This window comes from Sphingobacterium thalpophilum, assembly GCF_901482695.1.
Lineage (GTDB): Bacteria > Bacteroidota > Bacteroidia > Sphingobacteriales > Sphingobacteriaceae > Sphingobacterium > Sphingobacterium thalpophilum.
Genome location: NZ_LR590484.1, coordinates 2,088,485 through 2,108,076, shown reverse-complemented (window position 1 = coordinate 2,108,076; position 19,592 = coordinate 2,088,485). Strand labels below are relative to the sequence as shown.

Annotated in this window: 17 protein-coding genes; 9 read left to right on the top strand and 8 right to left on the bottom strand. The window is 44.4% G+C overall.

The genetic code is table 11. The features are described 5' to 3' along the window. The first annotated feature begins 195 nt into the window (after window positions 1-195). From FGL37_RS09045 to lipB, 4 genes are all read left to right on the top strand, one after another. On the top strand, window positions 196-624 hold the full coding sequence (locus FGL37_RS09045; RefSeq protein WP_138096757.1) for a hypothetical protein: 429 nt from the start codon (window positions 196-198) through the stop codon (window positions 622-624). Between the two features lie 143 nt (window positions 625-767). After that, window positions 768-2,873, top strand: coding sequence for an ATP-dependent DNA helicase RecG (recG, locus tag FGL37_RS09040; RefSeq protein WP_028071776.1), 2,106 nt, complete (start codon window positions 768-770; stop codon window positions 2,871-2,873). Between the two features lie 493 nt (window positions 2,874-3,366). Further along, window positions 3,367-4,557 (top strand): GTPase HflX, encoded by a 1,191-nt coding sequence (gene hflX, locus FGL37_RS09035; protein ID WP_028071775.1) that lies wholly within the window; start codon window positions 3,367-3,369, stop codon window positions 4,555-4,557. A 59-nt stretch (window positions 4,558-4,616) separates the two neighbouring features. Next, entirely contained in the window at window positions 4,617-5,312 is a 696-nt protein-coding gene (lipB, locus tag FGL37_RS09030; RefSeq protein WP_028071774.1) for a lipoyl(octanoyl) transferase LipB, read from the top strand. 210 nt (window positions 5,313-5,522) lie between these two features. On the opposite strand, the gene FGL37_RS09025 is transcribed toward lipB, so the two are convergent. The 3 genes from FGL37_RS09025 to FGL37_RS09015 form a co-directional block, all read right to left on the bottom strand. Then, a complete protein-coding gene (locus tag FGL37_RS09025; RefSeq protein ID WP_028071773.1) occupies window positions 5,523-6,749 on the bottom strand; it encodes a hypothetical protein in 1,227 nt (408 codons plus the stop codon). A gap of 267 nt (window positions 6,750-7,016) precedes the next feature. Next, window positions 7,017-7,409: a hypothetical protein gene (locus FGL37_RS09020; protein ID WP_028071772.1), complete on the bottom strand. Its 393-nt coding sequence runs from the start codon at window positions 7,407-7,409 to the stop codon at window positions 7,017-7,019. A 19-nt stretch (window positions 7,410-7,428) separates the two neighbouring features. After that, window positions 7,429-7,833: a hypothetical protein gene (locus FGL37_RS09015; RefSeq protein ID WP_028071771.1), complete on the bottom strand. Its 405-nt coding sequence runs from the start codon at window positions 7,831-7,833 to the stop codon at window positions 7,429-7,431. A gap of 109 nt (window positions 7,834-7,942) precedes the next feature. On the opposite strand from FGL37_RS09015, the gene FGL37_RS09010 reads away from it, so the two are divergent. From FGL37_RS09010 to FGL37_RS08990, 5 genes are all read left to right on the top strand, one after another. Next, window positions 7,943-8,737, top strand: coding sequence for a hypothetical protein (locus FGL37_RS09010; protein WP_028071770.1), 795 nt, complete (start codon window positions 7,943-7,945; stop codon window positions 8,735-8,737). Window positions 8,738-8,863: 126 nt separating this feature from the next. Then, on the top strand, window positions 8,864-10,549 hold the full coding sequence (locus tag FGL37_RS09005; protein ID WP_028071769.1) for a HEPN domain-containing protein: 1,686 nt from the start codon (window positions 8,864-8,866) through the stop codon (window positions 10,547-10,549). Window positions 10,550-10,632: 83 nt separating this feature from the next. Next, entirely contained in the window at window positions 10,633-11,484 is an 852-nt protein-coding gene (locus FGL37_RS09000; RefSeq protein ID WP_028071768.1) for a HEPN domain-containing protein, read from the top strand. A 247-nt stretch (window positions 11,485-11,731) separates the two neighbouring features. After that, on the top strand, window positions 11,732-12,076 hold the full coding sequence (locus tag FGL37_RS08995; RefSeq protein ID WP_028071767.1) for a hypothetical protein: 345 nt from the start codon (window positions 11,732-11,734) through the stop codon (window positions 12,074-12,076). 2 nt (window positions 12,077-12,078) lie between these two features. Beyond that, window positions 12,079-13,491, top strand: coding sequence for an aminotransferase-like domain-containing protein (locus tag FGL37_RS08990; RefSeq protein ID WP_028071766.1), 1,413 nt, complete (start codon window positions 12,079-12,081; stop codon window positions 13,489-13,491). A gap of 5 nt (window positions 13,492-13,496) precedes the next feature. Here FGL37_RS08990 and FGL37_RS08985 read toward each other — a convergent pair whose 3' ends face one another. From FGL37_RS08985 to FGL37_RS08965, 5 genes are all read right to left on the bottom strand, one after another. Then, window positions 13,497-14,282 (bottom strand): hypothetical protein, encoded by a 786-nt coding sequence (locus tag FGL37_RS08985; RefSeq protein WP_028071765.1) that lies wholly within the window; start codon window positions 14,280-14,282, stop codon window positions 13,497-13,499. Window positions 14,283-14,794: 512 nt separating this feature from the next. Continuing rightward, window positions 14,795-16,438: a PepSY-associated TM helix domain-containing protein gene (locus FGL37_RS08980; RefSeq protein ID WP_028071763.1), complete on the bottom strand. Its 1,644-nt coding sequence runs from the start codon at window positions 16,436-16,438 to the stop codon at window positions 14,795-14,797. Between the two features lie 6 nt (window positions 16,439-16,444). Continuing rightward, window positions 16,445-16,723: a hypothetical protein gene (locus FGL37_RS08975; protein WP_028071762.1), complete on the bottom strand. Its 279-nt coding sequence runs from the start codon at window positions 16,721-16,723 to the stop codon at window positions 16,445-16,447. A 15-nt stretch (window positions 16,724-16,738) separates the two neighbouring features. Further along, window positions 16,739-17,071: a hypothetical protein gene (locus tag FGL37_RS08970; protein WP_037534284.1), complete on the bottom strand. Its 333-nt coding sequence runs from the start codon at window positions 17,069-17,071 to the stop codon at window positions 16,739-16,741. Between the two features lie 29 nt (window positions 17,072-17,100). Further along, the gene (locus FGL37_RS08965) at window positions 17,101-19,536 is read right to left on the bottom strand and encodes a TonB-dependent siderophore receptor (protein ID WP_028071761.1); all 2,436 of its coding nucleotides are present in this window, start codon (window positions 19,534-19,536) and stop codon (window positions 17,101-17,103) included. Window positions 19,537-19,592: the final 56 nt, after the last annotated feature.

Genomic DNA, 19,592 nt, shown 5'->3' with positions numbered 1-19,592 from the left:
CTTTCCGGAAGGCCAATGACCAATTGGGCTCCTATCCAGCTCCTATTCCTATAGGCGAGAATTTTCCAACAGATGACTGTAGCACATCCATCATGGAGTCCGTTTAAAGAACAGTTGAGTTTATAAACCGAATTGCCTTCAAAGTGGCTTGTCCTGCTTTGAATCGAACCATTGACCGAATAGAATGTACAGAAGATGAAAAGTTTATCCCTATTAGCGCTGACGACATTACTCGCATGCTCCATGTTATTTGTGGTCTGTAAATCTGAATCTCATCTCGATAATCCTTACCAAGGAAAAACAGAAAAGGAGCTCGAAATCCTTTCTGATGAAAAATATCACCAGATCGTATCGTTCGCAAGCCCCGTCACCTGTACAAATGCAGACGATTGGAAGTTGATGGAGATTCAATCAGTGTGCGGAGCCAGTCACCTTGCCTATCATCGCTCCGTAGACAAAACCACTTTGCGTAATAAGATCAACGACTACAACAGACTGATGGAAGTATATCGGCCATTGATCGCACCTAGAATTAACTGCGCGGCATATCAGAAGCCTCTGGGTGTACGATGCAACAATGGAAAGGGTATCGTAGGATATGAACAAACATCCCCTGGATATTAATAACTCACAGGCTTACTAAAACTAAAGTGTAGAAAGAATCGGATCAATAAGGCCAAGCCAGTCCAATGCAAGAATGGAAAACCCATTGTAGAACTATCTAACCCCTAAAAATTATTTTTTCGTATTTTAGCCATTTGAGAAGAATGGCTGAATTAAGTTTAATTACCCCGATAGAATACCTCAAAGGTGTAGGTCCCCAAAAGGCGGATGTGCTCAAAAAAGAGTTGCAGGTATTTACCATTGGTGACTTGCTGACACAGTATCCCTTTCGTTATATCGACCGCACCGAATTCCATAAGATCCGGAAACTGCATCCCGATATGATGGCTGCGCAGGTACTGGGCCGCCTGGTATCCTTACAATTGGTCGGTGAAAAAAGAACGAAACGGCTCGTCGGCTCCTTCAGGGACGAAACAGGTTCCATGGAACTGGTCTGGTTTCAGTCAATCCCCTGGCTCCAGAAATCGCTCAAGGTAGGTTCAGCGTACGTCATCTATGGTAAGCCCAGTGAATTCAATGGCCAGATTTCCATTACCCATCCCGAAATGGACCTGTACAATCCGCAGGCCAAACAAGTGGGCAATATGAGCCTGCAGCCGGTCTATTCGTCTACAGAGAAACTTAAAAAGTTCAACCTGGACACCAAGGGGATTCAGCGCCTCCAGCAAACCGCCCTCGAAACCGTCTATCGAAGTATTACAGAGACATTGCCCGAAGAGGTGCTGAAGGAACATCAGCTGGTTTCCAGACAGCAGGCCTTGGCTTCCATCCATTTTCCTAAATCCCAAAAAGAACTTAACCAGGCAATTAAGAGGATAAAATTTGAGGAACTGTTTTTCATACAGCTCAAACTGCTCAACAACAAGCAGCTGAACACTCAAAAATTCCGAGGCCAGCGCTTCAGTCAGGTTGGAGAGAAATTCAATACCTTTTTCAATGAGCGGCTTCCATTTCCGCTGACAGGTGCCCAAAAACGTGTCATCAAGGAAATCCGGATCGACACCAACACCGGTACCCAGATGAACCGGCTCGTACAGGGGGACGTAGGCTCCGGAAAAACAGTTGTGGCGCTCATGAGTATGCTGCTAGCCGTCGACAATGGCTTTCAGGCCTGCATGATGGCTCCCACAGAAATTTTGGCCACCCAGCATTATCATGGACTCAAAGAGCTTGCCGGAGATGATCTCGTCAACATCAAGCTGCTCACCGGCTCCACAAGCACCAAGGAACGCCGGCTGATCCACCAGGCACTGGAAGATGGAACTTTGGATATATTGATCGGCACACATGCCCTGATTGAAGACAAGGTGAAATTCAAAAATCTGGGCTTCGTCGTCATCGACGAGCAGCATCGATTCGGCGTGGAACAACGGGCCAAGCTGTGGCGCAAAAACGTCATCCCACCCCATATGCTGGTGATGACTGCAACCCCCATTCCTCGTACACTGGCCATGACCATGTACGGCGACCTGGATATCTCGGTGATTGATGAGCTGCCGGCAGGACGTAAGCCCATCAAAACAGTTCATTTTTTTGAAAGCTCACGCCTGAGGATGTTTGGATTTATGCGTGAGGAAATTGCCAAAGGCCGCCAGGTATATGTAGTATATCCCCTGATCAAAGAAAGCGAAAAACTGGATCTCATTTATCTGGAGGCTGGCCTGGAGAACCTGCAGCGCGAATTTCCGCTGCCACAGTATAAGATCAGCATCGTTCACGGCAAAATGCCGGTGAAGGACAAAGAGTTTGAGATGCAGCGTTTTGTCCGGCACGAAACGCAGATCATGGTTGCCACAACCGTTATTGAGGTCGGTGTCAACGTACCCAATGCCTCCGTCATGGTGATCGAAAATTCCGAGCGATTTGGTCTGTCCCAGCTGCATCAGCTGAGGGGCCGTGTAGGCCGGGGAGCCGAGCAGTCTTTCTGTATTCTTATGTCCGGCAACAAGCTCAGCAAAGAGGGACGTCTGCGGCTCGACACCATGGTGCGCACCAACGATGGCTTTGAAATCGCCGAAGTAGATCTACAGCTACGCGGCCCCGGCGATATTTCAGGTACGCAGCAGTCGGGTGTACTCGACCTTAAAATGGCAAACCTGGCCACCGACCAGGCCTTGCTGACCGCGTGCAGGAATACGGTCATTGCGATCTTTAAGGAAGATCCTATGCTGCAAAGCCCAAAAAACCAGCTCCTCCGCAGCTTCCTGGCCCGCAAATCGGATGGCATAGCCTGGGATAAGATCTCCTGATCGGATACCGCACCTCGCCGCTCAAAGCCAAAGCAGCCACGGCCGAAACGCAACGGGGGGGCATAGCGCACGCTTCAGATGCTTCTTCACACAAACCTGTGGCAGAACAACCACCCCCAACACAGGGACAGGCTCCCAATAGACAAAAAGTCTGCATGACGTCTGTAGTTTTTCAGGAAAGTAGACTTGAATAGGCATCGGCTGACCTTGGCTATACACTTGCATATAAAATGAAATTTATTTATTTTTGCATCATTATGAACATGATATAGAAAATCTCCCCTTCTTTTACTAGGCAAAAGATGGCGACAGACCGCTTACTTATATCGAGTTGCCCTGTAAGCAAATCACAGATGATTTATTGGTTTTTTCTTAAATTCACCTTTTCAAAACAAAACGTAAAAAGTGGACGTACCCTAGTAACAGACCCTGTGCTATAAATAGATGGCCTTGCTGTCTGTCGGCGTACCGTTAACTATTTTAATATAACAAAATGGCCAGATTTAAAATACACGATACAGCAATAAAACCCGAAACAGCCGTCTTGGTGAGTGTGATCACTCCAAATGTGACGGAAACGAAAGCAAAAGAATACCTCGAGGAACTTGAGTTTCTTGTGAAGACTGCCGGCGGTGAGACCAGAGGCACGTTTATGCAAAAACTGGGTTTCCCCGATCGCGCGACCTTCGTCGGAAGTGGCAAACTGGAGGAGATCAAAGCCTTTGTCGAAGCCGAAGAAATCGACATCGTGGTCTTTGACGATGAGTTATCACCATCCCAGCTCCGCAACATTGAGAAAGAACTCAAGCGTAAAATCCTCGACCGGTCCAATCTGATCCTCGATATCTTTGCGCGGCACGCAAAAACGGCCCAAGCCAAGACCCAGGTCGAGCTGGCACAGCTGCAATACTTATTACCACGTCTGACCCGTATGTGGACTCACTTGGAGCGTCAGCGCGGGGGTATTGGTATGCGCGGTCCGGGTGAATCCCAGATCGAAACGGACAGACGGATTATCCTGGACAAGATCTCCCTCTTCAAGGAGAGACTCAAAGCCATCGATAAACAGAACGAGACTCAACGCAAAAACCGCGGCGAGATGATCCGCGTAGCATTGGTAGGATACACCAACGTCGGTAAGTCAACGATCATGAACATGATTTCCAAATCTGATGTGCTGATCGAGAACAAGCTCTTTGCCACATTGGATACCACCGTCCGCAAGGTTGTCATAGACAATCTTCCGTTTCTGCTGTCAGATACCGTTGGTTTTATCCGTAAATTGCCGCACCACCTCGTGGAATGCTTCAAATCCACATTGGATGAAGTACGCGAGGCGGATGTACTGATCCATGTCGTGGACATCTCACACCCCAACTTCGAAGATCATATCCAAGCGGTGAATGAGACCTTGAAAGACCTCAAAGCACTGGACAAACCGGTGATTACGGTGTTCAACAAGATCGACTTGTACAAACCGGCGATCGAGGAAGGACAGGATGGCGAAGAAATTGAGGTGACATTGGACGATTTCCGCAATTCCTGGATGGCGAAAAACGCCGATCCGGCCGTCTTCCTCTCCGCAACGAACAAAACCAACATCGAGGAATTCAGGAAAACATTGTACGATATCGTTGTCAAAATGCACAATGCACGATACCCGTATAATAATTTGTTATACTAATCAGACAACACACAAGGGAGCGGATTTGATAGCTGCTCCCGCTTTAAAAAGAATAAACAATGAATAAATCGGTGCAGTTTCAGGACTGGGGCCTGGTAGACTATCAGGAAGCCTGGGACAGACAGGAATCCATTTTTAAAAGCGTTTTGGATATCAAGCATGACAACAGGGTCAACGAAACAAAAAATCCAACTCCCAATTACCTGATTTTCACCGCGCATCCCCATGTTTACACGCTCGGAAAAAGCGGACATGAGGAATATCTGCTGCTGGATGAAAAGGGATTGGAGGAGAAACACGCTAAGTTCTATAAGATCAATCGCGGCGGCGATATCACTTACCATGGACCGGGCCAGATCGTGGGCTATCCGATATTGGATCTGGACAACTTTTTCACGGATATTCACCTCTATCTGCGGACATTGGAGGAAGCCATTATCTTAACTTGCGCTGATTATGGTATTGAAGCAGGACGTTACCCCGGATATACCGGTGTTTGGATAGAACCGGACAAAGCAACGGCGCGCAAGATCTGCGCAATGGGGGTACGTGCGTCGCGTTGGGTGACCATGCATGGCTTTGCATTCAACGTCAATACCGACCTGGAATACTTTGGCAATATTATCCCTTGTGGCATCGACGACAAGGACGTCACATCACTCAAACGCGAACTCGGTACCGAAGTGGATATGGAAGACGTCAAACAAAAACTCAAAGGACATATTGCCCGTCTTTTTGAAATGGAAGTCATCTAAAACCATTCCGCTTGCCACAAGCGTCAATAGCTGGCAAAACCGATTGGGGGTACTTCCCAACCGATGCCGACCATAGCAATTCAGGGATCAATAACCGAGCACAGCGAGATCATTGATCCCTTCTTCTTTTTTCCACTGGGCGCTAAACACAAACTCCAGAAGCTTAGTGTTGCTGTTTGATATGTAGTGCTTCCGGAAAAAGCCCCGGCTTTAGCAATAATACATGCATTCATAGCTGAATAACCTACCATCCTTGAATGTAAGGATAAACTGCCCAGCATCGCCGTTCTGAATGCGGTAAATATGCGGATCCGCCGTCCAGTCCCCGTAATATAGCAGATCGCCAAAGCGTTGTACAAAATCTCGCTCGTTGGAGTTGGCGTCGAGCCGCTCGCCAGCCAATACGAGCATTTCCCCATCCCGAAAATATGTTTTGTATACAGATCCCACGATCTTTCCCTGATAGTTTTCCTCAAATGCGACAATCATATTTGGCGTCTTATAAAAATATTTCGGTTCCCAGCCACATTCCGGTGTACCTGGAATATCCTCAACACGTTGCAGATCCATGGCTTTCATCTGTTTATCTGTTATTTTACCGTCAAACAATGCCGTACCTTGCCAGATAAAATGCATCTGCAGTTGCTGGATTCGTTTTCCATAGGCCTCGTACTCCGGCCTTTGCGCGATTTTATCTGCCAGCAATAATTCGAAGTCAATATCCACCTTGGGATTATCCACTCCCGCATTGGCATAGGACTCTTTCCAATAGAAAAGCGCCTGCTTTAACGGGCCGTCCCCATCGCCCCATGCGATTTCGCGTAGTCGCCCTACCTGAATCAGTTCCTTTTCCTCATCCTTGCCTTTTACTGCCAGATAATCCTTCAGTACTTCCTCATACGTCAAATGCGGACCTAAATATTTCGCCTGAACATATTCCGGCTGTTCGTGAAAATGATCGCCGACATACACCCATCCGTCTTTATACAAAGGCATATAATCGATACAGACCATCTCGTTCAACCTTGCCCGGCGAACAGCTATACTACCTGTATTCGGCGCCTTCCGTACACGCAATTCGGAGACCTGTACATAGAAATGCGGACATTGGTAACCCTCCGCCCCGCGATAGAAATATTGTGACGGTTCGCCCATTGATTTCTTCCCGTCCATGAAGTTTTTCAGGGGCTGACAGTCGATAAAACCGACGTCGCCGTTGCTGACCTGCACCTTATACTGCGTTTGGGTGGAGTCAAGCGGGTACACGGGTGCTTCCGTGGCAAATACACCCAAAGGTTCATTCTTGTTTCCAGCCTCAGCATAAAGGTATCCCCAGCGGGACACATACATAGGCCGCTCTCCAGCAGGCTGCGCTACGCTGGCCTGTATAGAACAAATGAAGATGACAGCGATTACAGATAATACTTTTCTCCACATAAATTTATTTCTTTTTGTATAAATAGCTGACAGCCGGACTAATCCAGGGACATGGCAACACGTGTTTATAATTATCGAAATTAACACAAAAAAAAGCCAATGACATCACAGGAATCAGGTATTTTTGATGGCATCATAAGTAACTTCTTTGGCAAAGAATTATCCATAGTCACTTTACTGATCAAAGGGCGAAGAAGACTTAAAAGAATAAAAAACCAAAAACGGCAAGCTCCAAAAATGTAGGGGGCGGCATCAATAACGCCCTCACTACCTTTTATTTAATAGACCTATCTGTGCTTCGAGCGCGTCAATCGTTTTTTCCTGCGCCCTAACCGTCTGTTCGAGTGCAGATACCAGCTGTTTATAGACGAGTAGACTTCCGGCACCAGCCGCCGCCGCAGGTTCAACAGCAGGTTCGGCCCCAACTTCAAGGTCATTTCCCCTACTGCCCCGCCACATGCTACCTTCCCCCAGCAGCAGCCACGCGGGACTAACATCCGGGTGTTGAGTCAATATGGCAATCATAGCGTCTGAACTAAGGGCAGTATTCTTCTGTCCGCCCTTAAAATTGGCGTAAGAGAGGCCTACCTCCCTAAAGAACTCTGTTTTACTGATTCCTTTGGCTTCGGCAATCCGCAGTACACGTTGCTTAACATTCACAGTTACTCCATTTAGATAATCACTTGTTCCTCAACGCTTCAATCTCGCGTTCCAGCGAAGACAATAATCGCTCCAAAGATATAATTGTCTTTTCCTGCGATTTGATGGTAACATCCTGTGAGGAAATAACCTTTTTTAGACTGTTGATTACGGCTCCTTCGGCTCCGGCCGCCACATACGGTTCACCCTCGTCCTGTGCTAGAGGAGGCTTTAACATATCGCCTTCCCCCTTTAACAACCAGTCCGAAGAATATTCAGGAAACTTTTCAACTATACTAATTAACCACTTCGCCTGAACATCGGTGTTGTTATTCATCGCACGCGTGAATACACCTCTGCTGGCCCCAATAGCCGTTTCAAACGCTGTTACACTTAAGCCCTCTCGGTCCGCAATAACTTTAATTCTCGTTAAAAAAGAACTCATAATCAATAATTATCATTATAAAATTTGTTTAATCGAAAATTAGTGTTTAAATTAGCGTTGCCAATTGATAATTATAAACACAGTATTTTAACCCAAAACATTTCCCAGAATGAAAAATACACAAAAGAAACTAAAAGCGAAATCTTTTCGCTATTTAACCAAGGATATAGTCAAAAATCCGATGCTCTACATCGAGGACTTCTATCGCCATGAAACCAATATCTTCTATTGGATGAACAATATCCAGCTTTTCGTAAATGCGGCAGCTGTCCCCGAAATGGCTGACCGCAACTTTGCTGAAAACGGATATCACTGTAAACAGATGATCAAACAAATTGAAGTTGCCTATGTCATTTTTCACCAATGCCAACTTCCATTACAGGATACGCCATTGAATTTTTTTGCCACAAAAGAAGATTATCACAACTACCTATTTAGAATGGAATATACTATCCATGGACAGCCAGCCCCTGCAGATACCATCAGTAAGTTTTTTTCCTACCAATCTCTCCAAAAATGGTACGACACCATGGATGATATCATGCACTATTTAACGGTACCCGATTCCGGTAACTACGAATACTTTGGCGATCAAATAATTGCCATACGCGAATTGCTGATACGGCTCGCATTTGCCCTGCACTATATAAATGAAGATGAGGGAATCTTCTTGCATGTTCCTCCTTATGTAAAGGCTATAAATGATGAACCGCATCAGTCCACCGAAAAGAAAAACAAACTACAGCAATTCATGGAGGACAGTATTGATAAAGAGTACGCCACAAAAGAAGCGCAAAAAGACAACAATGAGACCGATGAAAACCAAAGCTTGGAGACATCGGAAGTGCCTGAAAGCGAAGCCAGCGATTTAGAAAGCTTAAATCCACATACAATGAATTCATGAATATGGCCGAGAATAAACGATATGTGAATATTTTAATAAACAAATATCCTCTAATCTCCCAATTGCTTTAAGCCATGCATCTCCATGAAGGAAAAAGATAAATAACCACAATCAAACAAATCAATTATGAACACCGAACTTACTCCAATCATCGATACTATACTTCGGACCCTCGCCGTGGATGAAATTTACCAATGGACTTATGCCCACGATGGCAGGAAATATCAAATACTACAGATTAATATCCTGTCAAGTGCGGGAATTCGAGGTGGCGATCCACTTGGTTTGGTCAACAAAATCATCAAGAATTATCCCAACGTATACGCCAAAGTAAATTTCACCCAAGAAGTACAAAAAAAACTCAACCAAGGGTTGGGGCGCACCTACCTAATCTATCAATCACAAAATCGCGTTTACCGAAATCCCGCCCAAGAGATTCCGCTTGTATTTCCCGAATACACCGCAGCTGAGATTATCGAAAAAACCAGCTCGTATATCGATAAAGAAAAAAGTAAAATCAGATCGTTTATTGATGGCTATAATTTCTATCAACAGCACAAAAGTCATGCTCATGCGGCATTTATGCTCCATCAGGCAATCGAGCTATCGTTAAAGACTGCAGAAAATCTTCTCTTAAATGATGAACGCAAATCACATTCGCTAAAAGGCTATCTAGGCTATATCAAAACATTTGATTCCAGATGGGCCAAATTAACTGCATCCGAAGAGGAGAAACAAGCACTGAACAAGATTGATGAGGCATATGTTGGCTATCGTTATGATCAAGATTACACTATAGACGAAAACCTATTGGAAACAGCTTATCAGATTGCTATAAACGCATTAAACTGGATTTACGATTATTCCCATATTTTATTCGAAGAAATTCGGCAGCAGTCTTGTGAAAAAGAAGCATCGAATACAATGATCGAAAATTTCAAAGATAACAATGTTATTTACAAAAAATTTCATTGTAATGGTAATTATAGAGACCTGATCTTAAATATTCTGGAATTATACAGTACCCCTTCCTTAGTCGCCTGTTTCGGTTATCATTCGGATCGTCAAAAGTCCAATAGCCCGCTCCAAAAGCGTCAAGAGGATCAGATTACCCACGCTTACTACCTCTTTATCGCGTATGATGGCTTAAATACGGATCTCTCCAACCTACAACAACAGACAATGGATTTACTCCCGCACAACGTGTCCCTGACCTTGATTGCTGAAGAAACTGCTTACTTTACCAAAAAACTTTCCGAAGGCCATCCTTTCTTTTTATCACTGATGAAAGCCGGCGACCTCTGGTTTCAAAATTCAGTCATTGAAAATATTAAGCCTGACCGCATCGCTAGCCCTGAACTCGACTTAGATTATGTACGACAACAATGGCACAATCGTTACAATAACGCCCGCTGTCTATACCATGCTTTTGAAGAGGGTTGGTCCTTTGGCGTCGAAGGCGCATATCATGCATTGTCACAAGCACTGGAACAGACCTGTCTGGGTGTTATCAATGCTGTTCTCCAATACAAACCGCGATCCGTAGGCCTTCCATTTCTAATGAACCTCTGCCGATTAATTGTTCCTGAAGCACACGCGAGCTTTTGTCTGAACAACACCGATCATGTTAAACTGTTTAAAGAAATAATCAAAGCTCAGCAGCAATTTAGATATAACGCCAACTACAAAGGCGATCTATCCTCCATTATCAGGTTACAGGAACTTACAAAGTTGTTTATCGATCGCTGTAACGACACAATAGAAAGTTATTTTGAAAAATTTGCAAGTCAACTGGCAGAGAAAACTGAATAACACTTTTATGCATTTTTATAAACAAAATAATAGCTATATATTTGCACATAAAGCATAACCAAATTATATTAATTGTATAAATTATGGCCCTCCACTTGTCGAAGGACGATATTGATGATCATGTTATCAGTAAAATAATAAACGAATTTGTGCCGACGATAGCCATTATCCGTTATGCACATGGAACATTTTCAAATAGGAAAGCAGAACGGGTAGCTTCTTCGGAAGGAAGCTACCTTCCTGTACATCTTCTAGTTGTACTCAACGGTTCACATAGCAAAGGAAATGAAGCAAATTTAATCAGTGCAATGGAAAACAAGTTACTTCGTATCACAAAATCAACAGTTTTGATTCACAGTCTTGATTTCGTTAACGAAGGGTTGTCTCGGGGACAGGACTTTTTTATCGACATTATTGAGAAAGGAATTGCAATCTATAAGTCTGATGCATTTCTATTAACCACTTATTTTAGAATACATCCCAGATTAAAATTGGGACATATCAAAAAGACGTATAACAACTTCCACTTAAAAGGTGCTGAATTTCTGAAGCTGGCCTACATCGCCTACTCAAAATTTAATATTCATATCAGTGTATTCCTACTCCATCAGTCTACAGAATTATTGATGCGGAATATATTGATCACACATACGGATTACGATCCAAAAATCCATAATTTAAGAAGGTTAATCACCTATTGTAACCATGTCGCTCCTCAAATAAACAGGATATTCTTCCCGAAATGGAATGATCCTTTGGTAGACAACATAGATTTCAACCTCCTGCAAGAAAGTTATATTCAGGCGCGGTATAAACTGGAATATCACATTGATAAAAAATCCGTTAGAAGATTACTGACAAAAGCAAAAAAATTGGAACGCTTGAGTTCGGTATTACAAGGGCGGTTATGCACCAAACTTTCAGCACAATTTTGAATGATGACCACTTCTCCAGTTCATTTTGCGTCAAATAACATGTGATGGTAATCGGAGCTATTCCGATTACTATATAATACTCACAAAAGCCCGTTACTATACTTAATTAATTACGAACCGGACGGAATTAAAAACTCCTACTGTTTTTTATCTGTACCCATACACTAACCTAACTCTGTACCTAAACTCCCAGCTGTACCCTTCTTAACTTAGCAGAAAGATTTATGCCATGTCAACGAATAAACCAATGTATTCAATTAGACAGGTCGACCTTTCCGACCTGCCTTCACTGCAAGAGACCTTTCACAGACTGGTCCGCAAAGAAGTAAGCATGCCTTTTCTCCTACTAACACAAGATCATAGTGTAGCAGCATATGCTGCAGTTGTCATTGCTGCCGGAGATATTCTTGAAGTCGCCATTTCCTGCAGTATGGATATTCCAGAAAAGGTATCAACAGCTTTTGCGGAAAAAACAACCGCTTACTTTGAGCAGCAGCTTCTGCATATGTTCGGTACCGAGGAATCATTAAAAACAGGAATTCGTAGGTTCAATACCTGGATAAATCAAAACAGAAACAGTAAATTAGTATAAGTATGGCGCAGCTGTTATATAAGAAAATTGCAAACATTGTCGAGAACCAAATCAAAAACGGTTCTTTGGCTTATGGTGACCGTCTGCCTTCTGTCCGCAGTGCCCAAAAGCTTTACAACGTGAGCTTAAATACCGCGAAAAGTGCCTATATGGAGCTAGAAAGCAGGTCGTTGATCGAATCTCGTCCCAAATCCGGTTTTTTTGTGAGCCTGGCGGGACAACGACGCATGTCCATCCCTTCGACATCGACCTTTAAAACGCACGAAAAAAAGCAGGATCCGGCGGCATTGATCGATAAGGTATTTCATTCGCTTGAAGACAAAGAGATCACCCGCTTTTCCCTTGGACTCCCTAGCCCCTCCCTGCTTCCCATTCAGAAACTCAATAAATGCATCCTCGAATCGGTTCATGAACTGCACGACTACGGAGATCAATACGGTCAGGTGCAGGGTAGCCCCAGCCTACGCAAGGAAATTGCCAAATGGTCATTGGTACTGGATGGAAAAATAAGCGATGAGGATCTAATCATCACCTCGGGCGCCATGAACGCCATCTACAGCTGCTTACGCGCGGTAACCAAGCCCGGCGATACCATCGCAGTGGAAAGTCCGCTCTACTTTGGTTTTATACAGGCATTTCAGGTGCTAGGACTGAAAACCATCGAAATCCCAACCCATCCGATAACAGGCATTGAACTGGAGGCCCTGAAGAAAGTGATCCACAAAATCGATGTCTGCTGTTTTGTTTCCAATTTCAGTAATCCGCTGGGAGCACTCATGCCGGACGAACACAAACGCGAGCTTGTCAAACTTCTGGCCCTGCACCATATTCCATTGATCGAGGATGACCTCTATGGCAATATCTATTTCGGCACGTCCAGGCCCAAACCTTGTAAATATTATGATGAAGAGGGACTGGTAATGTGGTGCGGTTCGATCACCAAAGTGCTGGCACCGGGTTTCCGGATCGGATGGGTAGAACCCGGCATATATAAAGAAAAGATCCTGAAACAAAGGCTGATTCAAACCATATCGCAGCCAGCGATCTACCAGGAAGCTGTTGCCAAATTCCTGCAGATCGGACGTTATGACCACCACCTCCATACCTTCAGAAAAAAATTGTACAGCAACTACGTCAATTTTAGGAATAGTATCGAAACACATTTTCCCGAAAACACCAAAATGTCCCAGCCTGAGGGTGGCTTCGTGCTTTGGCTCGAGCTCGATCCCAAAATCGATTCTGCCACGCTTTACGATTATGCCCTCAGACAAAAACTAAGCTTTGCTCCGGGCAGAATGTTCACACAGCACGATCAGTTCAATAATTGTATCCGTCTCAACTACGCCGTGGACTGGAATGAAAAAACTGCACAAGATCTGATGCGGCTGGGAAGGTTTTTCAAAGCAGTCATGTAATGGCGTCAGCTCCACTCCACCTCGTCATCATTATTGGCCTGAATGTCCGGATGTATGTCACCGTCTCTTTTGCCGGAGAAAACAACCCGATGACCATCGCGCACTAAGATGGCATCGATGACTTCAGCTGTCATCAACGTCGAATCGTTGGATAAAAACTCATCTTTGCCATCCGGTGATTTCAGCCAGGACCTGACTGTGCACAAGCACAGAATCACCGCATCCTCAATATTTTTTAAGGAGAAAAGAGCCGTACGTTCCGTCCGGACATGATCCCTCTGCAATTCCAGATCTCTACTGGCCTGTATTGTTATCTCATTGCTATTGTCAACCTGAATTACAATACAATACATTTTTATCACAAGTCTGGCGAGTCGGGCATGTATGGCTTCAAAACTATGTAGGTCTTTTAAGGCAATCCGCATTTCCACACTCTTTTTTTCCTCATTGAAAGACGCCGCAGGATTGTTCATAAAAAACCTGCTCAGGCTGGTTTTTAGAGAAAAACGAAACCCTTTCAGCGGAGATACGTCACCATATCCCAATCGGAGGCTCCCGAGATCGTGGATCTGATCGTTGCGTACAGCTTCATACAACGCATTTTGCAACCGACGGTAAGTGGAACGATTACAAGCTGTCCGCTGCAAAGATTTGAGTTCTCGGTACAAACGGCTGGATAAAGTACTGTTATAGGCAAAGTCGCTGCCGGCTAACTGACTCTGCTCACTTACGGGATAATCTTCCCCTTTTTTTCTGTTGGGATCCTTAGAACCTTGAAAAAAACTGGACATGATGATTCACTATTGTTTATTCTAAAAATAACAATAATAATCCGATTTTTAGACACATGAGTCCGTTCAAGTCTCCTAAAGTGCCTTCAAGTCCGTTCAAGTCCCAACAACCTCCGAGAACGATCCGAGAACGCTTCGGGATTGCTTCGCCCCTGCTCTGAGGTAGCGGCGGTCCTGGTTCGGCAACACGAGGATTGTGCTTTGGTTCATGTTCACCCATAAGCCAAACAACAGGCGAACAGCAAGCGGACAAATGTCAAAGCTGTCCCGAATCAGTCCCGAAAGATTGTCGAAGGCCCCTCGAAGGATCCTCAAAGCGATACCGAAGAAACTCTGTCTGAGCTTTAACATCCTCTGACCAACTTAGTCCGGGACCGGCCAGAATAATGTACGAGACGATTTGTGCTTTATGGGTACTTTATCTGTGGGTTATATATGCTTCAGGGGCGCTCGATGAGCGCCCCTGAAGGAAAGCCGAAGTGAATTACTTCGTAAAGAGAAAAGAATATTCGCTAATGGATTTTTTCAAAAAACTTCCTGCTTTTACTATACGCAAGGACACCGATAATTCCGATCATCAGCCATAAGAAGTCTACGACAAAGATATCGCGCTGTCCATTCCTAAAAGTATCCCAGATCCAGCTGCCGGTCATAAAACCATTGACTATAGGAATAAGGAATGCCAAAATACTGCCCATCAACAAGGTCTCGCGGTTGGTTCTGCGAATACTTTTACGTATGATATAGTAAACGGAAAACAGCAGCCAGCAGTAGAAATATACCCGATAAATAAAGTCCTGATCCACCTGCGGGCTCAGTTTGATCGCGATAAACGTAATCGCGGTGACAGGCAGCATGGTTAGGCAGATTGCAGTAAAAATATTGGCCGCCCAGAAATTAAATTTCCGTTTCCGCGGAGGCACACTATTTTTATCGCGTGCCACCAGCCAGATCAGAATACCTGAGATAATCACCAGGCACCCCATGACTCCCAAGATAAAATATACACCTTTTAGCGGATAACCGCCGTAATCACCGTAATGCAATCTATACAGCAGGCTTTTGACGTAATCCGCATAAGTGGCATCTGCTACAGGCGACTTTTCCTCTATAATTTTATTGTCGGCGACTTTCACCGTCAACAGGCCGGATCCGGCAAAACGCGTATTGTACTGCGGCTCCAGTTCCATGATTACATGCATATTGGAATCCCCATAGTTTTTCACTGTGATGCGTTTAAACTCGCTATCTGGCCACTTGCTCTTCGCCAAGTCAAGAAAAGGCGCAATCTTCGCTTTAGCGTGTAGAGGCTTATAGCTGTAGGGATAATTATCGTTGGCAGTCACGCCGATTTCCTGATACATTTTTTGCTGATCGCCATGGTAAAGCAACTTGCTAAAAGGGAGCGCAAGGACAGAATTGATGATCAGAAATGTCCCCGTAACGGCAAAAATAAACTGGAAGGGAAAGCCGATGACACCCAAAGCGGTATGCATATCCGTCCAAACAGTCTTCCACTTATTGAATGGTCTAAAAACAAAAAAATTAGAAACAAGTTTATCCCAATGCAACAGTAGACCAGTAATAAGTGCAAATAAGAATATAAAGGCGGTGAGACCGGCAAGCAAGTAGCCAAAGGGAGCTATGCCGAGCCGAATAGGCACCTGATTGAGCTGGGCCAAAAAGTGTAAACGGAACAAAAATTCACCCATGTCATAATTCTGCGCATAATCTCCGGGCCTGTGGCTGGCGAAATTGTAAGTAAAATTCTTTGCATCCCCATTACCGCCCCGGCGGCGGCCCTTCTGGTTTGCAGCCTGCTGTTCAGGCGTTATCTTTGCGAGGTTTTCCTTGTTTAAAATACTGTCATTCGAGGGGGTATAGCCAACATAAGCAAAGGTTTCTTCCCGGTACAGATAGAAGGTGATATCACGGCCATGGAGGTTTGTCCCCTCCTGCAATGAATCCAGCAGTTTATCAAAATGCCGATGATCTGTTTCATATGTTTTGTATGATGTATTGTTCTGCCAGGCAGCGATCTCATCTCTAAAAAAGGCAAATGACCCCGCAAAGAATATCACATACAGCAGCGCACAGATAATGATGCCGCTGATCGTATGTGTATTAAAGTAGATGTTATAATTCCGGTTGTTCATGAGCAATTAGTTTTTTAGGAAATAAGGCAAGGAAAAAACAGCTGCCAGAAGCAGATAGATCCCCCATATCTTCCATCCATTTTTGGAGAGGAAAGCGAACAACAGGAGTATCGCCCAGAGCAGATATCCCGTAAATCCCGCGGTGATGACGACGTCCTTCTTCTCAAAAAAGGTCGTTAAAAGCACATGGAAAGAGAGCATAACGATGTATCCGCCGATAAATCCAGCTGTAATTTTCAAAAAACGCTGAAAGGGCGTGCTGAGGTATTTTTTATTTGCTGGCATAGACTACTCGTATTGTTAAGCGACAAAGAATTCAACACAAAGGCTGAACAGGTACAGCCCAAGGACATGGTTTATTTTAAAAAAACGATACGGATTCAGCAGGACCACCAAACTCAACATACACATGAGATAAGCGAAGAAGGCAAAAAATCCAGCGCCAAACCCCTGTAGATAAAGCACCACACCAAAGGGCAGCAAGAGCAAAAGTATACTCAGCAAGCGCACAGAAGACCTCTGTGCACTCAGTTTTTTCAGCCATTCCGGCCGATGATGAAACTTGACCTTATGGCTGCTGTTGTACCAAAGATAAGCTCCAAACAGTATGATCAATAGAAATGTACTATACATAACATTAGCGATTATAGAGAACTGCTCGATTAAAATTTATAGGTGATACCCAGACGGAAATTGCGGCGTTCCTCCACGATATAAGTGTAATAGCCAACACTTTCCGAAATTTTTGCATTTTTCGCGCCTATTGAACCTGATGTCATCAATTTGCGGTTGTCAAAAACGTTGTTGACCATCAATGAAATATTATATTTCTTGTATTGATAACTGATGCCGGCATCGTTACGTAGATAATTCTTAAAGTTAGCCTCTTTGGTCGTACCAATGGTACGATCAAACATCCCCTGAACACTGCCCATAAAGCCTAAGCCCTTTAACGATCCCCGCTGCAAGCGGTAGGTTACCCAGGCATTCGCGGTGTGTTTGGCCGTATTAGGTGTAATATTTCCGATATTTTCTTCTTTAGTATCTTTTGATATTTTGGAATCGGTCAAGGCATAATTGGCATTGACATTTAATCCTTTGATCACTTCGCCCGTAATGTCGAATTCTACACCTCTTGTTGTTGTCTCGCCCAATTGTATCTGAAATGTTGTATTGCCAACAACATGAGAAGGATCCGGATCGGGCACCGTGGCATTTTTTCGCTTAATTTCATAAGCGCTCAATGTGGAAATCCATTTGCCACTACCCCATTCTTTCTTCAAACCGGCCTCCATACTATTGCCTCGTATGGGCTTGAACGCATTTCCCTGCCAGTCCGTCCCTGCCACAGGCACAAAGGACTGGTCAAACAGGGCATAAACGGTAGCCGAAGGAGTAACCAGATAATTTAGCCCCACCCGCGGACTCCACACTTTATCCTTCGTGGGTTCGGCATCTGTTTTTGAAACCATATTGGAGGAGGTAAAACGAAGGCCGACAGATAATTTCACACGTTCATTGAAGAAGGCCATTTCATCGTGACCATAAAACGAAATATAGGAGGAACGAGTAATATAGTTCTGACCTTTCGCCCGTTCCTTGATACTTTGACTTCGATCCACTTCCGGAAATACAGACTCCGGAATACCATAAGCCGGATTATATACATTCAAAGGATCTGCTGGAATCAAATTTAGATTTGTTGTGGGATCCAATGGCATCAAACTTCTAAAGTCTCCCCAGAACTTTTTGTTACCATAATCCACACCCACTAAAATCCGATGTCTAATATTTCCCGTTCTCTCTTCCCCATTGAGGGAGAACTGAGCAAATTTATTTTCGCCATGCTCGTCTGCGATACTATAGGTACGAGGCATATTTCCTTCTGCAGTCATATAAGCTAACCATGTACTAGTCGCTTTCATGTCAAAATTAAAATATGCTGCCTGAGCATGGGCTTTCCATTTCTGGCTCAGCTTCCGGTCGACATATAGGTATGCACTGTGATCTCTCAGTTTGCCGGGTTTCATCCCGGGATCACCGTAGAAAAAGTCGTTGGCAATATCTGGATCAGCGAAGCCTTTTGGAGAAAATGTATAGTTTCCATTGCTTAGATAAGAAGACCCCTGGAACGTATACTCGGCTGTAATCGCTGTAAGCGAATCGATATTATAAGTCAGTACCGGAGCAACGACAAGCCTTTTGCTGTTATTAAATTTGGTAAAAAACTTTTTTTTCTGGGCAGCGACGTTCAGGCGATAAAGTAATTTGTTGCTCTTTGTTATACGGCCATCAAGGTCTACGGCGCCACGGTAAAGATCGAAACTACCCGTATTGAATGTTGCAGAACCTTTTGTATGTCCTGTCGGCTTCTTGGTGACCACATTGTAGAATCCAGCGGGTTCGCCACTGGCTAGCATAAAGCCCGCCGGGCCCTTGACAAATTCGATGCGCTCAATCATCGATACATCTTCAGCTGTAGGTCCCCAGGATGCTTCGATATTCATTCCATTGCGGAAGGCCGGAAGTTTGGATCCCCGCATCCGGATATTGGCATACTGGTTGTCCCAGTGTCCCTGACGGGTAGCTCCGCTGACATTACGAGTAATGCCATCTACAAGATCGAAAACCTGCTGGTCGGCCATCAGATCGGAAGAAACGACCTGAATGTTCTGTGGCAGTTCCAAAATGGGCGTCTGGAGACGCAAGGAGCCGGATATGCTGTCAAATTTATAATTCTGATAATATTTTCCATAAACAGTGACTTCATCAATAGATTCCGTGTGTCTGCTTAGGCTGATCTCGCCCAAATGGTTATCCTGATCGGTAAGCACGGTCTCAAAATGCTGTTTCGTATAGCCAAAGGCTTTAATTTCGATTTTATAGGTGTCTGGCGAAAGCTTGTAAAACACAAAACGCCCTTCGCTGTCTGTGCTTGTTGTCACGCCCGTATTCGTCAGTTTAACGGTAGCGCCAACGATAGGCTCGGAATGTTCATTGATCAGGATTCCATCAATTTTCAGCTTGGTTTGCGCCTGCGCCACGGTAAAAATTGAGCTGATCACCGGAATAGCTAAAAAGGATAACGTCTTATTCATCAGAATGTCAATAGTAGATGTATGATGAACATGGATGCATTAGGAACGGGAATTCG